The sequence below is a fragment of the Streptomyces sp. NPDC047981 genome (assembly GCF_040653315.1).
Classification (GTDB): domain Bacteria; phylum Actinomycetota; class Actinomycetes; order Streptomycetales; family Streptomycetaceae; genus Streptomyces.
The window spans coordinates 61,206-78,842 of record NZ_JBEZNQ010000039.1; the positions used below are offsets into that span (position 1 = coordinate 61,206).

Sequence of the window (17,637 nt, forward strand, 5' to 3'; positions counted from 1 at the left end):
CGCGGTCGGTGATCTGATGGGGGCATGAACCCCGCCGAAGAGATCCTGGACGTCGTCGACGAGCACGACGAGGTCGTCGGGCAGGCCCCGCGCGCCGAGGTGTACGCGCGGGGCCTCATCCACCGCTGCACGTTCATCCAGGTACGGGACGCGCAGGACCGTGTCTTCGTGCACCGGCGCACGCCCGGGAAACTGGTCTACCCGTCGATGTACGACATGTTCGTCGGCGGGGTCGTGGGCGCCGGAGAGTCGTACGACGACGCGGCGCTGCGCGAGGCCGAGGAGGAGCTGGGCGTCTCCGGGCTTCCGCGCCCCGAGCCGCTGTTCCGATTCCTGTACGACTCCGGGGGCGTGGCCGGGAAGTGGTGGTCGGCGGTCTACCGGGTGCGGTGCGAACTGCCCGTGGACCCTCAGGTGGAGGAGGTCGCCTGGCACGCCTTCCTGCCGGAGGCCGAGGTGGTCGCGCGGCTCGGGGAGTGGGCGTGGGTTCCGGACGGTCTGGCCGCGTACGGACGGCTGCGCGCGCACCGCGGTTAAGGTGCCCGGGTGAGTGACTTCGTGCAGAGTCTGCGGCTGTGGTTCGCGCCGCGGCGGATCCGTGACGAGGGCGAGACGCCGGACTACCGGTTCTCGCTGGCCAACGAGCGCACCTTCCTCGCCTGGATCCGGACCGCGCTGGCACTCGTCGGCGGCGGCTTCGCCGTCGACCAGTTCCTGCCGGACCTGCGCTGGGGCGTACGCGTCGGTCTCGCGCTCTCGCTGCTCGCCGCGGGCGTGCTGTGCGCGCTGCGCGCGGTGAACCACTGGGTCCGGTGCGAGCGGGCGATGCGGCGCGGGGAGGACCTGCCGGTGTCGCGGTTCCCGACGCTGCTCAGCCTCGCGGTGGCGCTGGTGGCCGTGGTGATGGTGGTGGTCATCCTCTTCGGCTGGACCGGCCGGTGACCGAGGGGGCGGCGGCGCCCGTCCGCGATCCGGGGCTGCAGCCGGAACGGACCCGGCTCGCCTGGCGCCGTACGACGCTGACCTGCACGATCGTGGCGGTGCTCGCCGCGAAGTCGGCGATCAGGGACGAGATCACGGCGCCGGGGGTGGCGGGCGCCGCGCTGACGGCGCTGGTGTGGGTCGCCTTCCTCGCGGTCGCCCACCGCCGGATCCACGCCCTGGACACGGCCCGTCCGGTCCCGCTCTCGCTCCGGGGCGCGCTGCTAGCGACGGCGTGCACGGTGGCTCTCGCGGCGTTCGCGGTGGCGGTGATCCTGTAGGTCGGCGGATCGTGGCCTTCCCGGTCCGCCCTGGGCTTTCCCAGGGCCCGCCCCGGTCGAAGCGATCCCTAGTCCGGCCAGGTCACCGTGACGACGACCTTGCCCTGGAGGCCGCCCTCGCGGTTGGCGCGCTGGGCGTCGGCCGCCTGCTCCAGGGGGAAGGTGCGGGCGACGCGTACGGAGAGCACGCCCTCGTCCACCAGACGGGCGAGCGCGGCGAGGTCCTCGGCGTTCGGGCGGACCCAGAAGTAGCGGCCGCCCAGGGCGATCACCTCGCCGTCCGCGATGGAGGCGAGGCGGCCCTCGGGGGCCAGGACGTCGGCGGTCTGCTTCAGGAAGGGGCCGCCGATGGTGTCGAAGGCCGCGTCCACGCCCTCGGGCGCGAGGGCGCGGATCTGCTCCACGAAGGTGTGCTCGTCGTAGACGACGGGCTCGGCACCCAGCTCCTCGACCCGCTCCCTGCCCTCCTCGCGCACCGCGCCGATGACCCGGCAGCCGAGATGGCGGGCCAGCTGGACGGCCATGGCGCCGACCCCGCCGGCCGCCGCGTGGACCAGGACCGTGTCGCCCTCACGGACCGCGAGGGCCTGGTGGAGCACCTGGTAGGCGGTGAGCCCGGCGAGCGGGAGGGCGGCGGACTCCTCGAAGCCCACGGTGCGCGGCTTGCGGGCGAGGGTACGGACGGGGGCGGCGACGTACTCGGCGAAGGTGCCCCGGGAGAGGAAGTCCTCGCGGACGTACCCCATGACCTCGTCGCCGACGGTGAACTCGGTGACGGACACCCCGGGCTGGACGACGACCCCGGAGACGTCCCAGCCGGGGATGACGGGGAAGACGGCGTCGATCATCCCGTCCAGGTGGCCCGCCTGGGCCTTCCAGTCGACCGGGTTCACGGCGGCCGCCCGCACCTTCACGAGGACGTCGTCCGGGCCGACCTTCGGGTCGGGCCGTTCGCCGTACTCGAGCACCTCGGGGCCGCCGTACCGGCTGTAGCTGATCGCCTTCATACCCCGAACGATCACGGTGGCCCCCGGCCCCCGCAAGCCGGATTCGCCCGGCGGGGCGCGGGCGTGACAGAGCGGAGTGGAATCAGGACGACTCGGGCATTCAGGGCTAACCTGAAGCACGTCACATCACACCCCCCACAGAGGCAATGACATGACTCTTCTCCATCAGGAGCACCCCACCCACGAGCACGACCACGGCCCCGCCTGCGGGCATCCGGCCGTCGAGCACGAGGGGCACGTGGACTACGCCCACGACGGGCACCTCCACCGGGAGCACGAGGGCCACTGGGACGAGTGCGAGCGGACGCAGCACCAGGCGCACGACGGGCACACGCACCAGCACGGGCCCGCCTGCGGACACGAGGCGGTGACCCACGGCGACCACGTCGACTACATGCACGACGGACACCGCCACGCGGCCCACGACGGGCACTGGGACGACCACTGAACTTTCCCCCGGCCGGGCCCGACTGGCAGGCTTTCCCCCTGTCAGTCGAGCCCGTTCTCGTCGTCCGGGGGTCTTCTTGTCCGCCCACACCACCACTCCGTCCACCTCCCCGTCCCCTTCCGAGCCGTATGTCGTGGCGCTCGCGCCGGACGTGCACGCCTTCGTCCAGCCCGACGGCGGCTGGTGCCTGAACAACGCCGGTTTCCTGGGCGACGCCCGGGCGTCCCTGCTCGTGGACACGGCCGCCACCGAGCGCCGGGCCCGGCTGCTGCGCGCGGCGGTGCTCTCGCAGGGGCTGCCGCTCCCCCGGACGATCGTCTCGACGCACCATCACGGCGACCACACCTACGGCAACGGGGTGTTCGCGCCCGAGGCCCTGGTCGTCGGCCACGACAACTGCCGGGCCGAGCAGATCGCCGCCGGGCACCAGCTCCATCTGATCTGGCCGCAGACCGACTTCGGCGCGGTGGAGGTGACCCCGCCCTCGCTCACGTACAGCGAGCGGCTGACCCTCCACGTGGGCGGGCTCGAGGTGCGGGTGCTTCACCCGGGGCCCGCGCACACCACCGGCGACTCGATCGTCCATGTCCCCGAGCGCGGGGTGGTGTTCACCGGGGACCTCGTCTTCCAGGGCGGGACGCCGTTCCTGCCGATGGGTTCGCTGACGGGTTCGCTGCGCGCCCTCGACCTGCTGCGCTCGCTGGACGCTCCGACGGTGGTGCCGGGCCACGGCCCGGTGACGGACCCGTCGGCGTACGACGCGACGGAACGGTATCTGCGGTGGGTCGGCGAGCTGGCCCGCGAGGGGTACGCGAAGGGGGAGACCCCGCTGGAGACGGCGCGCGCGGCGGACCTCGGGGAGTTCGCCGCCTGGCGCGAGAGCGAGCGCCTGGTGGCCAACCTGCACCGCGCGTACGCGGAGTCGAGCGGCCTCCCGGAGGGTTCGCCGCTGGATCCGGCGACCGTCTTCGCGGACATGGCGGCGATGAACGGCGGCGTGCCGGTGGCCTGCCACGCGTAGCCCGACGCCCGGGCACGCACCTCGAGGGCCTTTCGGGCCGCATGAGCCGTCCCCAGGGGCGGGACACTCTGCCCCGCCGTACCTGGCGGGGCGTCATCTCGCGCGGGTATACCGGGAAGCAGACGACCTGCGCCCGAAGGGACCTTCATGTACGACCGAGCGAGCAGCCGAGCAGCGAAGCGGCGGGACGCCTCGGCGGACCGCACCTCCCCGGCGGCGGGGGCGCCCGCCGAGGCCCTGCTCGCTCTCCAGCGCTCCGCGGGGAACGCCGCGGTGGTGCAGATGCTGCGCCGGTCCGGTGCCGCCCGGGACGAGCACCGGCACGGCGCCGGCTGCGGCCACGAGGAGGAGGCTCCCGCGGTCCAGCGCTCGGCCGTGCACGACGTCCTGCGCGGCGGCGGCCGGCCGCTCGACGAGGGGAGCCGCTCCGACATGGAGGCGCGCTTCGGCGCCGACTTCTCCGACGTGCGCGTCCACACCGACACCGCCGCCCAGGCCTCCGCCGCCGCGCTCGGCGCCGCCGCCTACACCTCCGGCAGCCACATCGTCGCCGGGGCGTCCGGTCTCGACCGGCACACGCTGGCCCACGAGCTGACCCATGTCCTCCAGCAGCGCAAGGGGCCGGTGGCGGGCACCGACCGGGGCGACGGGCTGAGCGTCAGCGACCCCTCGGACCGCTTCGAGCGCGAGGCGGAGGCCACCGCCCACCGGGTGATGAGCGGCGGCCCGGCGACCGCCCAACGGACGATGAGCGGCCCGGCGACCGCCGCCGGCGAGGCGTCCGCGCAGGCCGCGGAGGTCTCCGCGGGGACCGGCGACATTCAGCGCATGCCCCAGTACCCGGGCAAGATCGACGACGAGGTGCGGAGGCTGGTCGACCAGGCGGCGTGGTGCGTCGACGACTACCTCAACTCGTACGACGACTGGAAGGCGAACCGCCACAAGCCGAAGTGGCTCATGCTCAACGGGGACCTCAACGACAACGTCCAGTACGTGGACGAACTGATCGGCGCGCCCCAGGGGCGCAGCGAGGCCGAGGTGCTGGCGGCCATCGAGACGGAGATCCGCGCCCGCCAGACGACCACCGGCGCCGAGACGATGGCGAGTTCCCAGGCGGCCGCCCTCGCCGCGAAGCGCAAGCTCGTCCTCGGCCGGACGGGCGACACCGGCCCCTGGGCCACGTACCAGCAGGGCAAGCCCCAGACACCGGGGCGCCTGCCCGAGGACGCGCGGATGGGCCGGCGACTGAACACGGCCAAGTGGTCCGTTCCCGTCAACTACGCCTTCATGGACGGCGGCATCGAGGAACGCGCCGTGTTCAAGATCATCACCAGCCTCGGGGCGCAGATCGAGTCCATGCTGATCGCCGGCCAGCTCCACGCGGGCAACTTCTGGCAGGAGGTCGAGAGCCTGGGCGACGGCGCGCTCTGGGACAGCAGCAAGTCGGCCGACGAGGGCGGCCCACAGGCGATGCTCGGACACGAGATCCTCCAACTCCTCGAGTCCGGTTACCAGTTCTTCGGCCGGGAGAGCACCTGGGCCCAGGGGGCCCGCCTTGTCGCGATCCACCCGGACCGGCCCGCGCCCGCGCCCGGGGACAAGACCCAGCCGATCACTCTCCCCTGATCCCCTGGGGCCGCAGCCTGCGCATCGCGGCGGCGTCGTCGCGGTCGCGGTGGGTGCCGTCGTCCTCCAGCCACCGGCGGTGCAGGGCGGCGAGCGCGTCCCGGTCCAGTGCGACGCCGAGGCCGGGCGCGTCGGAGACCGCGAGGCGCCCGTCCCGGAACGCGGGGCGGGCGGTGACGACGTCCTCGGTCTGCCAGGGGTAGTGGGTGTCGCAGGCGTGGTCGAGGTGGGGCAGGGTCGCGGCGACCTGGGTCATGGCGGCGAGGCTGATGCCGAGGTGGGTGTTGGAGTGCATGGAGAGCCCGACGCCGTACGCACGGCAGAGCGCGGCGAGTTCGCGGGTGCGGTGGAGACCGCCCCAGTAGTGGTGGTCGCACAGGACGATCCGCACCGCGCCCGCGGCGAAGGCCTCGGGGACCTCCTCGAAGGTCGTCACGCACATGTTGGTCGCGAGCGGCACGTCCGTGCGGGAGGCGACCTCCGCCATGGCGGGCGTACCGCTCGCCGGGTCCTCCAGGTACTCCAGGACGTCCTCGAGCTCCCGCGCCACCCGCAGCGAGGTCTCCACGGACCAGGCGCCGTTGGGGTCGAGCCGGAGCGGGCGGCCGGGGAACTCCTCGGCGAGGGCCCGGATCGCGGCGATCTCCTCCTCGGGCGGGAAGACCCCGCCCTTGAGCTTGAAGGAGCGGAAGCCGTAGGCACGGTCGAAGCGGCGGGCCTGGGCCACGATGCCGGCCGGGTCGAGGGCCTCGCCCCACTCGTCGGCTCCCGCGTACTTGTAGAAGAGGTACGCGCTGTACTCGACGGAGTCACGGACCTTGCCGCCGAGCAGCGCGTGCACGGGCAGGCCGAGGGTCTTGCCGAGCGCGTCCAGGCAGGCGACCTCGAAGGCCGAGACGACGGAGAGACGGAGCTTGTCGGCGGTCTGGACCCCGCGCAGGCCGCCCGCGTCGACCCGCTCGTCCACGGCCCGCGAGTCGCCGCACACCCGCTCGGCCAGCGCGAAGAGGCCGTTCACGTCCGTGACCGACCGCCCCGGGAGCGCCTCGGCCAGCGGCCGGGCGAGCCGCAGATACTTCCCGTCGCCGTAGGTCTCCCCAAGGCCGACCACTCCGCCCTGCGTCACCACCTCGACGATCAGGCGGGGGGTGAAGGGCTGATGGGCGCCCTGGGTGTTGAGCAGCGGCGGGTCGGCGATCAGGATCGGGGTCAGCCGGACGTCCTCGACAAGCAGCTCAGGATTCATATGTGAACCATATTCACGGAGTGGACCAGGGACCAGACCGTGGACCCCCTTTTCCCCTGCCCGGTCGGCACGAGTCTCCACCCCACCCTGGACGACATACCGACTGGTCGGTCATCATGAACGCCGACCCGTCCCCCGTCCCCGGAGGTAACGCACGATGAGTTCAGCCCCGCCCCCAGGTCTCGACCCCGAGCGGTTGCGCGGATTCCTCGACCGGGAACGGCCCGGACTCGTGCGCGGCCCCCTCGACGCCCGGCTGATCGAGGGCGGCCGGTCGAACCTGACGTACGTCGTCTCCGACGGCACCGACCGCTGGGTGGTCCGTCGGCCCCCGCTCGGCCATGTCCTCGCCACCGCGCACGACATGAAGCGCGAGCACCGGGTGATCAGCGCCCTGCACACGACGGCCGTCCCCGTGCCGGAGCCCCTGCTCCTGTGCGAGGACGAGTCGGTCCTCGGAGCGCCGTTCTACGTCATGGAGTTCGTCGACGGCACCCCGTACCGCTCCGCCGAACAGCTCGCCCCGCTCGGCCCCGAACGCACCCGCGAGGCCGTCCTCGGCCTGGTCGACACCCTCGTCGAGCTGCACGCCGTCGACCCGGCCGAGGTGGGGCTCGCCGACTTCGGGCGGCCCGAGGGCTTCCTGGACCGCCAGCTGCGCCGCTGGGGCAAGCAGCTCGACGCCTCCCGCAACCGGGAACTCGCCGGCATCGACGAGCTGCACGCCGCGCTCGGCCGCGCCCTGCCGGCCTCCGCCGCCCCGGCCGTCGTCCACGGCGACTACCGCCTCGACAACGTCCTGATCGGCGCCGACGACCGGATCAAGGCCGTCCTCGACTGGGAGATGTCCACCCTCGGCGACCCGCTGACGGACCTCGGGCTGCTGGCGATGTACAGCGCGAAGCTCGACCTCCCGCACTCCCCCGTCTCCACGACCGCCGGGGCCGCCGGGCACCCGGACCCGGCCGAGCTGATCGAGCGGTACGCCGCCCGCTCGGGCCGTGACACCTCCGCCATCTCCTGGTACACGGCCTTCGCCTGGTTCAAGCTCGCCGTGATCCTGGAGGGCATCCACTACCGCTACACCCTCGGCCAGACCGTCGGCGCGGGCTTCGACCGCATCGGCGACCTCGTCCCCGTCTTCATCGAGCACGGCCTCACCACCCTCCAGGAAGGCTGATCCGCCATGGACTTCGCATTCGACGCGCGCACCGAGGAGCTGCGGGAGAAGCTGCTCGCTTTCATGGACGAGCACGTGTATCCGGCGGAGGCGACCGCCCACGAGCAGCGGGCACTGCTCGCCTCGCCCTGGGACACCCCGGCCGTCGTGGAGGAGCTGAAGGCCGAGGCCCGCCGCCAGGGCCTGTGGAACCTCTTCCTCCCCGACTCCGAGCACGGCGCGGGCCTGACCAACCTCCAGTACGCGCCGCTCGCGGAGATCACCGGCCGCAGCCCGCAGTTGGCCCCGACGGCCCTCAACTGCGCGGCGCCCGACACCGGGAACATGGAGGTGCTCGCCCAGTTCGGCGACGAGGCGCAGAAGAAGCAGTGGCTGGAGCCGCTGCTCGCCGGGGAGATCCGCTCGGCGTTCGCGATGACGGAGCCCGAGGTGGCCTCCTCGGACGCGACCAACATCGAGACGCGGATCCTGCGCGAGGGCGACGAGTACGTCGTCAACGGGCGCAAGTGGTACATCTCCGGGGCGATGAACCCCGACTGCAAGATCTTCATCGTCATGGGCAAGACCGACCCCGACGGCACGGACCTCCGCCGCCAGCAGTCGATGATCCTCGTGCCCCGCGACACCCCGGGCGTCGAGGTGCGACGGGCGATGCAGGTGTACGGGTACGAGGACCACTCCCACGGCGGGCACGCGGAGGTCGTCTTCCACGACGTCCGCGTCCCGGCGGCCAACCTCATCGGCGAGGAGGGCGGCGGCTTCGCCATCGCCCAGGCCCGGCTCGGCCCTGGCCGGATCCACCACTGCATGCGGCTGATCGGCATGGCCGAGCGGGCGATCGAGCTGATGTGCCGGCGGGCCGTGTCCCGTACCGCCTTCGGCAAGCCGATCGCCCAGCAGGGTGTGGTGCAGAACTGGATCGCGGACGCGCGGGTGACGGTCGAGCAGCTGCGGCTGCTCGTCCTCAAGACGGCCTGGCTGATGGACACCGTGGGCAACCGGGGCGCGCACACGGAGATCCAGGCGATCAAGATCGCGACCCCGCGCGCGGTGGTCGACATCCTCGACAGGGCCGTCCAGGTGCACGGCGCCGGCGGGGTGTCGCAGGACTTCCCGCTGGCCGAGCTGTGGGCCGGGGCGCGGACGCTGATGATCGCGGACGGCCCCGACGAGGTGCACCAGCGGTCGCTGGCCCGGCGGGAGCTGAAGAAGTACCTGTAGGTCGCGTTACGGCCGCAGGGCGCGCAGCAGCAGGTCGGCGAGGTGGTCGGCGACCTGCTGCGGCGTCATCGGGCCGTCCGGGCGGTACCAGGTGGACAGGTGGTGGACCGAGCCGAAGTGGTAGTCCACCACCAGGTCCGCCGGGGTCGTGGAGGAGAACACCCCGGACCGCTGGCCCTCCTCGATGAGGGCGCGGAAACGCTCGTGGTAGCGGCGCCGCTCGGACCGGACCTGCTTGTTCTTCTCCGGGCTGAGGTGGTGCATCGAGCGGAAGAAGATCGAGGCGTCGTCGAGGTTCTCGATGGTGGTCACCACGACGTCGGCGGCGGCGTCCCGCAGCCGCTGCTCGACCGGCGCGTCGGCCTGCGCGAAAGCGTCGAGCCGCTCCTGCTGCAGCCGCAGCACCCGGGCGTAGACCTCCTGGAGGAGATCCTCCTTGGAGCCGAAGTAGTGGTAGAGCGCGCCCTTGGTGACGCCCGCCGCCTCCACGATCTCCTGGACGGAGGTGCGGTCGTACCCCTGCTCCGCGAAGAGCCGGGTGGCGGCGGCCAGCAGCCTCTGGGGGACGGGGGTACCGCTCCCGTCCGTCGTCCTGGCCATGCGCCGCCGCCTTTCTCGCGTGGTCCCCGTGGGGGTGGGGTGTCTGCCGTGGGTGTGGTGTCCACGTGTCGTGTCTACCGGTGGGAACGCAGTTCCCTCCGGAGGATCTTCCCACTTGTCGTCTTGGGCAGCTCCGCCAGGATCTCGACCTCGCGCGGGTACTTGTACGCTGCGAGCCGCTGCTCGCAGTGGGCGGAGAGCTCCGCGGGCTCGACGGAGGTGCCCGGGCGCAGGCTCACGTACGCCTTGACCGTCTCGCCCCGGTAGGCGTCCGGGATGCCGACGACGGCGGCCTCGCGCACGGCCGGGTGGGTGTAGAGGACGTCCTCCACCTCCCGGGGCCAGACCTTGAATCCGGAGGCGTTGATCATGTCCTTCTTGCGGTCGACGACGTAGAGCCAGCCGTCCGTGTCCATGAAGCCGATGTCTCCGGTCCGCAGTTCCCCTTCGGGGAACGTGGCGGCGGTGGCCTCGGGGAGCCGCCAGTAGCCGGGCACGACCTGCGGGCCGCTCACGGCGATCTCGCCGTGCTCACCGAACGGCACCTCGGCGCCGTTCTCGTCGAGGATCCGGACGAGGGTCTCGGGTCCGGGGACGCCGACGGAGAGGGTGCCGGAGGCGGGGTCGACCGGGGCCTCCTTCTCGGGCGGGACGGCGGCGCAGGGCGCGGTGCACTCGGTGAGCCCGTAGCCGTTGTGGAGGTACGGACCGAAGCCGGCACGGAACTTCTCCACCAGGGCCGGCGGGACGGGGGCGCCGCCCGAGGAGACGACGAGGAAGGAGGAGAAGTGGTCGCGGGTGGCGGCCGGGTGCGCGGCGAGGGCCATGAAGGCGGTGGACGGACCCACGGTGTAGGCGGGGCGGTGCTCGAGGAAGGCGTCGAGGACGACCCCGGCGTCGAAGCGGTAGGCGAGGACGAGGGTGCCCGCGTTGCCGAAGCAGGCGGCCAGCTCGCAGACGAGCCCGGTGATGTGGAAGAGCGGGGCGAGCGCGAAGTAGCCCGCGCCCTCGGGGACGGGGTGGCCGGTGCGCTGGCGTTCGGCGTTGTAGGCGATGCCCCGGTGGAGGTTGAGGGCGCCCTTGGGGGTGCCGCTGGTGCCCGAGGTGTAGCTGATCAGGGCCACGTCCTCGCCGGCGGGTTCGCGGCCCCCGGGGGCGGGGTGTCCGGCACGGGCGACGGCGAGGAGGTCGTCGGCGTCCGTGTCCACCCTCTCGAAGGCGAGGACGCGCGGGTCGTCGCGGGTCTGGAGGTCGCGTTCGCTGGCCGTGAGGGCGATCCGTACGGAGGTGTCGGCGGCGGTCTCCCGCAGGAAGCTCTCCCAGGCGCGGTCGGAGCAGACGAGCGCGGTGGCCCCGGAGTCCCGCAGGGCGTGCCCGACCTCGCCCGCCTTGTACATGGGGTTGAGCGGGACGACGGTCGCGCCGGCCTTCCAGGCGCCGAGCAGGGCGAGGACGAAGTGCGGGCTGTTCTGGAGCATGATGGCCACCCGGTCGCCCCTGGCGAGACCGCGGGCGGCGAGGTGTCCGGCGACCGAGTCGGAGAGCGCGTCGGTCTCGCGGTAGCTCAGCCGGCCGTCGAAGTAGGCGAGGGCCGGGTGTTCGGGGGCGCGCGCGGCTGCGGCGCGGAAGGCGTGCAGCGGGGTGGCGGGCGGCGCTATCGGGGCGCGCTGGGCCTCGGTGAGCTGCCCGAGCCAGGGCTTGGCGGCGTAGCGGGACCCGGCGGAGGGACCGGACTCGGCCGGGGAGCCGGGGGCGGCCGGGGTGCCGGGGGCGGTCGGGGGACCGGGCTCGGCCGGGGAGCCGGGGGCGGTCGGGGGACCGGGCTCGGCCGGGGAGCCGGGGGCGGTGGCGGTCATGCGCCGGCCCCTTCCCACTTGCGCTGGATGTGGTTCATGTTCTCGAGCCAGCGCTCGGGGTCGGTGGCGCGCGCCTGGTAGAAGGCGGCGACCTCGGGGTGCGGGAGGACCAGGAAACGGTCGGCCTCGATGGCGTCCATGAGCGAGTCGGCGACGTCCTCGGGCTCGATCGCGGTCGGGGCGAGGACGAGTTCGCCGGCGGATCCGGCGGCGGTCAGCATGTCCGTACGGACGCCCTGCGGGCAGATCGCGTGGACCTTGAGGCCGCGGTGGCGGTAGGTGAGGGAGAGCCATTCGGCGAAGGCGTACGCACCGTGCTTGGAGACGCTGTACGGGGCCGCGCCGACCATCGTGAGCAGCCCCGCGGCGGAGACGGTGGAGACGAAGCGGCCGCTGCCGCGCTCCAGCCAGTCGGGCAGCAGGGCGCGGACCGCGCGGACGTGGGCCATCACGTTGACGTCCCAGGCGGCGGCCCAGACGGCCTCGTCGGCGAAGGCGTCGCCGCCCGAGGCGAGTCCGGCGTTGGCGCACCACACGTCGACGGTGCCGCCGAGCGCCGCGCGGGCCTCCTCGACGATCTCCGAGGCGTCGCCCGGGACGGCGGTGGCGCCGATCTCCTCGGCGACGGCCTTGGCACGGTCGGGGTCCAGGTCGTTGACGACGACCCGGGCCCCCTCGCCGGCGAACCGGCGGGCCAGCGCGGCTCCGATCCCGCCGCCCGCGCCCGTGACGACCACTCCGGAACCCTGTACCACCGTACTCATCGAGACCCGCCTCTCCGTTGCGACAGTACGAGCAGACTAACCAGTCGGTATGTAACGGCGGAAGTCCCCTGCGCACGCCTCGTTCCCTGGGGCCGTCAGGAGCGCTACGGTGCGTGGCCATGTCAGGGAAGGCGATCAAGGAGGTCTGCGCATGAGCCGGTCGAGTCTGTCGAGACGCGGTGTGCTGGCCGCCGGCGGCGCCCTCGGGATCGCCGCGGTGGCCGCCCCGGCGGCCGAGGCCCACGAGGGGGGCGGCGGCCGGCGGGTCCGTACCGGGTTCGAGCGGCTGGCGGCCGACGGGTACCGGGCGCTCGCCGGTGAACGCGTCGGGGTCGTCACCAACCCGACCGGGATCACGGCCGACGTCCGGCACATCGTGGACGTCATGCACGCCGACGACCGGGTGGACCTGGTGGCGGTCTTCGGCCCCGAGCACGGTTTCCGGGGCACGGCGCAGGCCGGCGGCTCCGAGGGCCGCCACGACGACCCGGCGACGGGACTGCCCGTATACGACACGTATCTGAAGAGCGGGCAGCCGCTCGCGGACGTCTTCACCGCCTCGGGCGTGGACACCGTCGTCTTCGACATCCAGGACGTCGGCGCCCGTTTCTACACGTACATCTGGACGCTGTACGACTGCATGGTGGCCGCCGAGCTGGCGGGGAAACGGTTCGTCGTCCTGGACCGGCCGAACCCCGTGACGGGACGGGCCGCGCTCGGCCCGGTCCTCGACCGCGCGTTCGCGACGTTCGTGGGGCGCGAGCCGATCGCGCAGGCGCACGGGATGACGGTCGCGGAGCTGGCGCTGCTGTTCAACGCCGAGTTCCTGACCCGGCCGGTGGAGCTGGAGACCGTACGGATGTCGGGGTGGCGGCGCTCGGACTTCTTCGACGCGACCGGTCTTCCGTGGGTGCCGCCGAGCCCGAACATGCCGACGGCCGACACCGCGCTCGTCTACTCCGGCACCTGTCTCTTCGAGGGGACCAACCTCTCCGAGGGCCGGGGCACCACCCGCCCCTTCGAACTCCTCGGCGCGGAGGGCATCGACCGGCGGTGGGCGGAGGCCGCGAACGCGCTCGGGCTGCCCGGGGTGCGGTTCCGGGAGGCGTACTTCGCCCCGACCTTCTCCAAGTTCCAGGGGAAGACGGTCGGCGGGGTGCAGGTGCTGGTGCACGACCGGGCGGCCTTCGACCCGGTACGGACCGGCATCGGGCTCCTCGTCAGCGCCACGCGCGCGTGGAGCGGCTTCGCCTGGCGCCCGGACAACTGGATCGACAAGCTGACCGGCTCGACACGGGTGCGGACCCTGATCGACGCGGGCGCGGACGTGGACGAGGTGGTGGGCGCGTGGGACGCGGACCTGACCGCCTTCCGGGCGGTGCGGAGGGAGTACCTGCTGTACCGGTGACGGGGGCCGGTGACAAGGGCCGGTGACGGGGGATATCCCCCGGTCGGACCGGGGTGCGGGCAGGTTGGCGGCGGCCGGCACGCCGCCGCCAGGCTTGCCCCATGAAAACGATCACTCGACAGCGCTTACCGCTGGTGGGCGCGGCCCTCGCGCTCTGCGTGGCCGCGCTCGCCCCTGCCGCTGCCGCTTCGGAGTCCGCGTCGGCGTCGGCGACGGCGTCCGACCCCGCCCGTGAACTCGCCCACAGCGCCCGGGCCCTGACCGACCTGCGCCCGCTGGAGCGGATGATCGGCTCGGCCAAGGTCGTCGGGATCGGCGAGGCGACGCACAGCTCGGCCGAGTTCTTCGAGAGCAAGCACCGGATCTTCGAGCACCTGGTGGAGCGGAAGGGCTTCACCACCTTCGCCCTGGAGGCCAACTGGTCGGCGGGGCTGCGGATCGACGACTACGTACGGTTCGGGAAGGGCGATCCGAAGCGGATCATGGCCGAGGAGTTCCAGAACGCCTACCGCTTCTGGAACACCGAGGAGTACCTCGATCTGATCGTCTGGATGCGGCAGCACAATCTGCGCCACCCCGACCACCCGGTGAGGTTCATGGGCAACGACCTCGGCTACGCGGGGCCGGAGCTCTTCGACAAGGTCACGGGTTATGTCGCCCGTACGTACCCCCGGCTGCTGCCGCGCTTCCAGGAGCTGTACCGGGCCTCGCGGCCGGTCGGTTCCGTCGACTCCTGGATGAACGCCTACATGGCCCGGCCGCTGGAGGAGCGACGGCGTCTCTCGGCCGACGTGAACCGGGCTCTGGCTCTCCTTGAGCGTCAGAAGCCGGGCCGGGACCGCGAGGAGCACGCCTGGACGGTCCAGCACGCGCGGGCGATCGCCCAGGTCGGCACCGAGATGGCGCACGACGTGGCGAGTCCGTCGGGGGTCGCGGAGGCGATGCTGTACCGCGACCGGATCATGGCCGAGAACACCGTGTGGTGGCAGCGGCGGACCGGCGACCGGATGCTGCTCTCCGCGCACAACGGGCACGTCGGCTACGAGACGACGAAGCCGGACCAGTACCCGCGGCTCCAGGGGGCCTTCCTGCGCGACGCGCTGGGCCGGGACTACGTGAGCGTGGGCGCCTCCTTCGGGAAGGGCTCGTTCAACGCCCACGACACCGAGGCCCCGGGCGAGCCGATCAGGAGCTTCACGGTCGGGCTGCCCGGCGCCGGGGACAGCAGCGCCGAGACCCTGGACCGGGTCTCCCCGCGCCCCTTCTACCTGGACCTGCGCACGACGACGCCCGCGGCCAGGAGCTGGCTGGACGTGCACCGGCCGGCCTGGCTGGTCGGCACCGCGTACCCATGGGAGGGCAGCCAGGCGCCCGTCCGGCTCGCCACCGCGTACGACGTGCTCGTGCACTTCCCGGAAGTCTCGGCGGCGCGCCTGCGCTGAAAACCTGGCCGTCCCTCCGCGCGCGCAGGATGCTGGCGCGGAACGAGTCGCTCGACGCGGAGGGACGGGCAGACCATGGCCGGCATGAGTGTGGAGCCGTACCGGGAGATCACTTTCGACAAGGACGGCGACGGGGCTGCGGGCGGGCGGGCCGAGCTCGCCGGCCTGGCCGCCCAAGGAGTCACGGATCTGGTGGTGTTCGCCCACGGGTGGAACAACACCCCGTCCGTGGCGCGGGGGTTGTACGCACGGTTCTTCGCCCCGTTCCCGGATGCCCTGGGGCCGGGACCACGCGTCGGGTACGCGGGGGTGGTGTGGCCGTCGGTGATGTTCTCGGACGAGCCGATCCCCGACGTCGAGTCCGTGGCGGCCGTGCACCCGGGCAAGGAGGCGGTGGTGGGGCGGATCGCCACGCTGCTGGCCGAGCAGCCGGACGACGAGGCGGCGTTCGCCGAGTTCGGCGCGCTGCTGCGGGCGCTGACCGACACGGACGGCTCGCAGGCCTTCCACACCGACGATCGGGCCGTGCCCGACTTCCTGCTCGCGGACACGGTGGCGGTCTGCGCGATGTTCACCGACGCGCTGGAGGAGGCGGCGGGTCCGGGGAGCGTGCCGACCCCGCGCGAGGCGTTCGGCGGCGGGCGGCTGACGCGGTACTGGAAGGGCGCCAAGGAGGCGCTGCGGCAGGCCACGTACTACACGATGAAGCGGCGGGCCGGCGTGGTCGGCGAGCGCGGCCTCGGCCCGCTCCTGGGCGAGGTCGCCCGCTCCGCCCCCGGTCTGCGCTGCCATCTCGTCGGGCACAGCTTCGGCGCCCGCCTCGTCGCCCACGCGCTGCGCGGGCTGCCCGCCGGGGCGCGGAACGTGGCGTCGGTGACGCTGCTCCAAGGGGCCTTCTCGCACTACGCGTTCGCGGCGCGGCTGCCGCACGAGCAGGGGCGCGGCGGCGCCCTGCGGGACCTCCAGGCGCGGGTCGAGGGCCCGGTGGTGGCCTGCTACTCGCGCCACGACACCGCCCTGCGGGTCTTCTACCCACTGGCCTCCCGCCTCGCGAGGGACGCCGACTCCCTGCTCGGCACGGACAAGCGCTGGATGGCCGTCGGCCACGACGGCATCCAGGCCGTCCCCGGCACCCCCGCCCTCCCCCTCTCCCGCGCCCTGCGCGACGGGCTCCCGGCGTCGGGGTGCGTGAACGTGGACGCGGCGGAGGTGGTCGGCGAGCACAGCGACATCTGCCATCCGGAGCTGGCGCGGGTGGTGGTGTCGGCGGGGCGGATCGGGGGCGGGAGACCGTAGGCGGTGGCGGTGGGCGATAGCCGGTGGGCGGTGGGCGATAGCCGGTGGGCGGTGGGCGATAGCCGGTGGGCGGTGGGCGGTGGACCGGTGCCAGGACCTGTCCGGCGGACCGGCGCCGGGCGCTCTCCGGCGGATCATGAGCCGCCCCGCCATGATCCGCCGGACAGCCGCCCTGGGTCATGCCCCCGCCGACGCCGCGTCGGCCGCGTGGCCCAGCAGCCGCTCCATCGTCGCCACGGGCAGCGCGGGGTGGGCGGCGGCCGCGCGGACGACCCTCGGGTCCGGGTCCGTGAGCAGGCCCTCGACGACGTCCGGCGGCAGTGCGGGGTGCTCGGCGATCGTGCGCAGCGCCTTGCGTGCGGGGCCGCAGTCCCCGGCCATCCGGCGCAGCAGGGCTCCCCCGCAGCCGGGGTTCCGGGCGACGGCACCGTACACGGGCGGACCGTGGCGTTCCACCAGCTCGACGAGCCGGTCCTCGGTGAGCCCGCGGTGCGGCGCGATCCGTCGGGCGACGCCGATGTCGGCGTCGGCGGCGAGCCGCTCGACGAGGGCGGGCGGCAGATCGGGGCGGGCCGCGACGAGCGCCCGGACCTGGGCCACCCGGCTGCCCGCGAGCTTCGTCAGCTCGGCGTGGGTGGCCGCGAGGATCCGGGGCAGCGGCTCGCGTGGGAGCCGACGCCGGCCCGCGAGCGCGACGATCCGGTCCAGCGGGACGGCCGGGTTCTCCGCGACGGCCAGGGCGACCTCGGGATCGGGGTCGTCGGCGAGCCGGCGCATCAGGGCTTCGCCGATGCTCGGGTTGCGCGCGAGGGTCTTCCGTACGAACGCGGCCGGGTGGGCGGCCAGACGGGCTCGGAGGGAGACCGGGAGGTCGGTCCGCTCGGCGATGTCGGCGCACAGCCAGGACGTACGAGCCGACAGGACCGGCGCGGCCCGGGCCTCGTCTCCGGCCTTGGCCCCGCCCCGGGCCCGGGCCTCGTCTCCGGCCTTGGCCCCGTCCCCGGCCCGGGCACCGTCCTCGGCCCGGGCGCGTTGCTCGGGCCGGGCACCTCCCTCGGCTTCCGCCGCGTCCTCGGCCTCCACCGCGTCGAGGAGGGCCTCCAGGCCCGCGGGAGGTACGGCGGGATTCGAGGCCGCCGCGCTCCGGATGCGGCGGACACCCGGCGCGTAGTCGGCGCACCCCTCGGCCCGCCGGTGGCACGCCCCGCGTCCTCCTCGTCGACGGGGAGCGGTTGGAGCGGGTGCGGGGGTGGGCCCTGC

General features: G+C 73.4%; 16 protein-coding genes and 1 pseudogene. 11 read left to right on the forward strand and 6 right to left on the reverse strand.

The features are described from left to right. The first annotated feature begins 24 nt into the window (after positions 1-24). From AB0E14_RS23245 to AB0E14_RS23255, 3 genes are read left to right on the forward strand one after another with little or no spacing between them, the layout of a single operon-like run. On the forward strand, positions 25-537 hold the full coding sequence (locus AB0E14_RS23245; RefSeq protein ID WP_362421205.1) for an NUDIX domain-containing protein: 513 nt from the start codon (positions 25-27) through the stop codon (positions 535-537). A gap of 9 nt (positions 538-546) precedes the next feature. Next, positions 547-942 carry a DUF202 domain-containing protein gene (locus tag AB0E14_RS23250; protein ID WP_362421208.1) on the forward strand — a complete coding sequence of 132 codons (396 nt, stop codon included), beginning with the start codon at positions 547-549 and terminating at the stop codon, positions 940-942. Continuing rightward, positions 939-1,262, forward strand: coding sequence for a DUF202 domain-containing protein (locus tag AB0E14_RS23255; protein WP_362421211.1), 324 nt, complete (start codon positions 939-941; stop codon positions 1,260-1,262). The genes AB0E14_RS23250 and AB0E14_RS23255 overlap by 4 nt, the downstream gene beginning before the upstream one ends. Before the next feature lie 68 nt (positions 1,263-1,330). Here the strand turns inward: AB0E14_RS23255 and AB0E14_RS23260 are convergent, their stop codons facing one another. After that, complete coding sequence (locus tag AB0E14_RS23260; protein WP_362421214.1) at positions 1,331-2,269, reverse strand: NADP-dependent oxidoreductase; 939 nt, start codon at positions 2,267-2,269, stop codon at positions 1,331-1,333. A 151-nt stretch (positions 2,270-2,420) separates the two neighbouring features. On the opposite strand from AB0E14_RS23260, the gene AB0E14_RS23265 reads away from it, so the two are divergent. The 3 genes from AB0E14_RS23265 (at position 2,421) to AB0E14_RS23275 (ending at position 5,364) form a co-directional block, all read left to right on the forward strand. Then, entirely contained in the window at positions 2,421-2,717 is a 297-nt protein-coding gene (locus tag AB0E14_RS23265; RefSeq protein ID WP_362421217.1) for a hypothetical protein, read from the forward strand. 76 nt (positions 2,718-2,793) lie between these two features. Further along, on the forward strand, positions 2,794-3,738 hold the full coding sequence (locus tag AB0E14_RS23270) for an MBL fold metallo-hydrolase (protein WP_362421220.1): 945 nt from the start codon (positions 2,794-2,796) through the stop codon (positions 3,736-3,738). Positions 3,739-3,885: 147 nt separating this feature from the next. Continuing rightward, positions 3,886-5,364, forward strand: a complete 1,479-nt coding sequence (locus AB0E14_RS23275; protein ID WP_362421223.1) for a DUF4157 domain-containing protein — start codon at positions 3,886-3,888, stop codon at positions 5,362-5,364. Here AB0E14_RS23275 and AB0E14_RS23280 read toward each other — a convergent pair. Further along, on the reverse strand, positions 5,351-6,610 hold the full coding sequence (locus tag AB0E14_RS23280) for a glucarate dehydratase family protein (RefSeq protein WP_362421225.1): 1,260 nt from the start codon (positions 6,608-6,610) through the stop codon (positions 5,351-5,353). The two genes, AB0E14_RS23275 and AB0E14_RS23280, sit on opposite strands and share 14 nt — an antisense overlap. A gap of 157 nt (positions 6,611-6,767) precedes the next feature. On the opposite strand from AB0E14_RS23280, the gene AB0E14_RS23285 reads away from it, so the two are divergent. Continuing rightward, positions 6,768-7,790, forward strand: coding sequence for a phosphotransferase family protein (locus AB0E14_RS23285; RefSeq protein WP_362421227.1), 1,023 nt, complete (start codon positions 6,768-6,770; stop codon positions 7,788-7,790). 6 nt (positions 7,791-7,796) lie between these two features. Further along, positions 7,797-9,011: an acyl-CoA dehydrogenase family protein gene (locus AB0E14_RS23290; RefSeq protein WP_362421229.1), complete on the forward strand. Its 1,215-nt coding sequence runs from the start codon at positions 7,797-7,799 to the stop codon at positions 9,009-9,011. 6 nt (positions 9,012-9,017) lie between these two features. On the opposite strand, the gene AB0E14_RS23295 is transcribed toward AB0E14_RS23290, so the two are convergent. The 3 genes from AB0E14_RS23295 to AB0E14_RS23305 all read right to left on the reverse strand — a co-directional run bounded on the left by AB0E14_RS23295 (position 9,018) and on the right by AB0E14_RS23305 (position 12,231). Further along, positions 9,018-9,611: a TetR/AcrR family transcriptional regulator gene (locus tag AB0E14_RS23295; RefSeq protein ID WP_362421232.1), complete on the reverse strand. Its 594-nt coding sequence runs from the start codon at positions 9,609-9,611 to the stop codon at positions 9,018-9,020. A 74-nt stretch (positions 9,612-9,685) separates the two neighbouring features. Next, complete coding sequence (locus AB0E14_RS23300; protein WP_362421235.1) at positions 9,686-11,467, reverse strand: AMP-binding protein; 1,782 nt, start codon at positions 11,465-11,467, stop codon at positions 9,686-9,688. Next, complete coding sequence (locus tag AB0E14_RS23305; RefSeq protein WP_362421238.1) at positions 11,464-12,231, reverse strand: SDR family oxidoreductase; 768 nt, start codon at positions 12,229-12,231, stop codon at positions 11,464-11,466. Before AB0E14_RS23305 ends, AB0E14_RS23300 begins: the two co-directional genes overlap by 4 nt. A gap of 151 nt (positions 12,232-12,382) precedes the next feature. On the opposite strand from AB0E14_RS23305, the gene AB0E14_RS23310 reads away from it, so the two are divergent. From AB0E14_RS23310 to AB0E14_RS23320, 3 genes are all read left to right on the forward strand, one after another. Beyond that, positions 12,383-13,639: a DUF1343 domain-containing protein gene (locus AB0E14_RS23310; protein WP_362421241.1), complete on the forward strand. Its 1,257-nt coding sequence runs from the start codon at positions 12,383-12,385 to the stop codon at positions 13,637-13,639. Positions 13,640-13,740: 101 nt separating this feature from the next. Further along, a complete protein-coding gene (locus tag AB0E14_RS23315; RefSeq protein ID WP_362421244.1) occupies positions 13,741-15,081 on the forward strand; it encodes an erythromycin esterase family protein in 1,341 nt (446 codons plus the stop codon). Between the two features lie 84 nt (positions 15,082-15,165). After that, the gene (locus tag AB0E14_RS23320; protein WP_362421247.1) at positions 15,166-16,377 is read left to right on the forward strand and encodes a serine-threonine protein kinase; all 1,212 of its coding nucleotides are present in this window, start codon (positions 15,166-15,168) and stop codon (positions 16,375-16,377) included. 177 nt (positions 16,378-16,554) lie between these two features. Here AB0E14_RS23320 and AB0E14_RS23325 read toward each other — a convergent pair. Beyond that, positions 16,555-17,637 (reverse strand): annotated as a pseudogene (locus AB0E14_RS23325) (hypothetical protein); the annotation flags it as partial.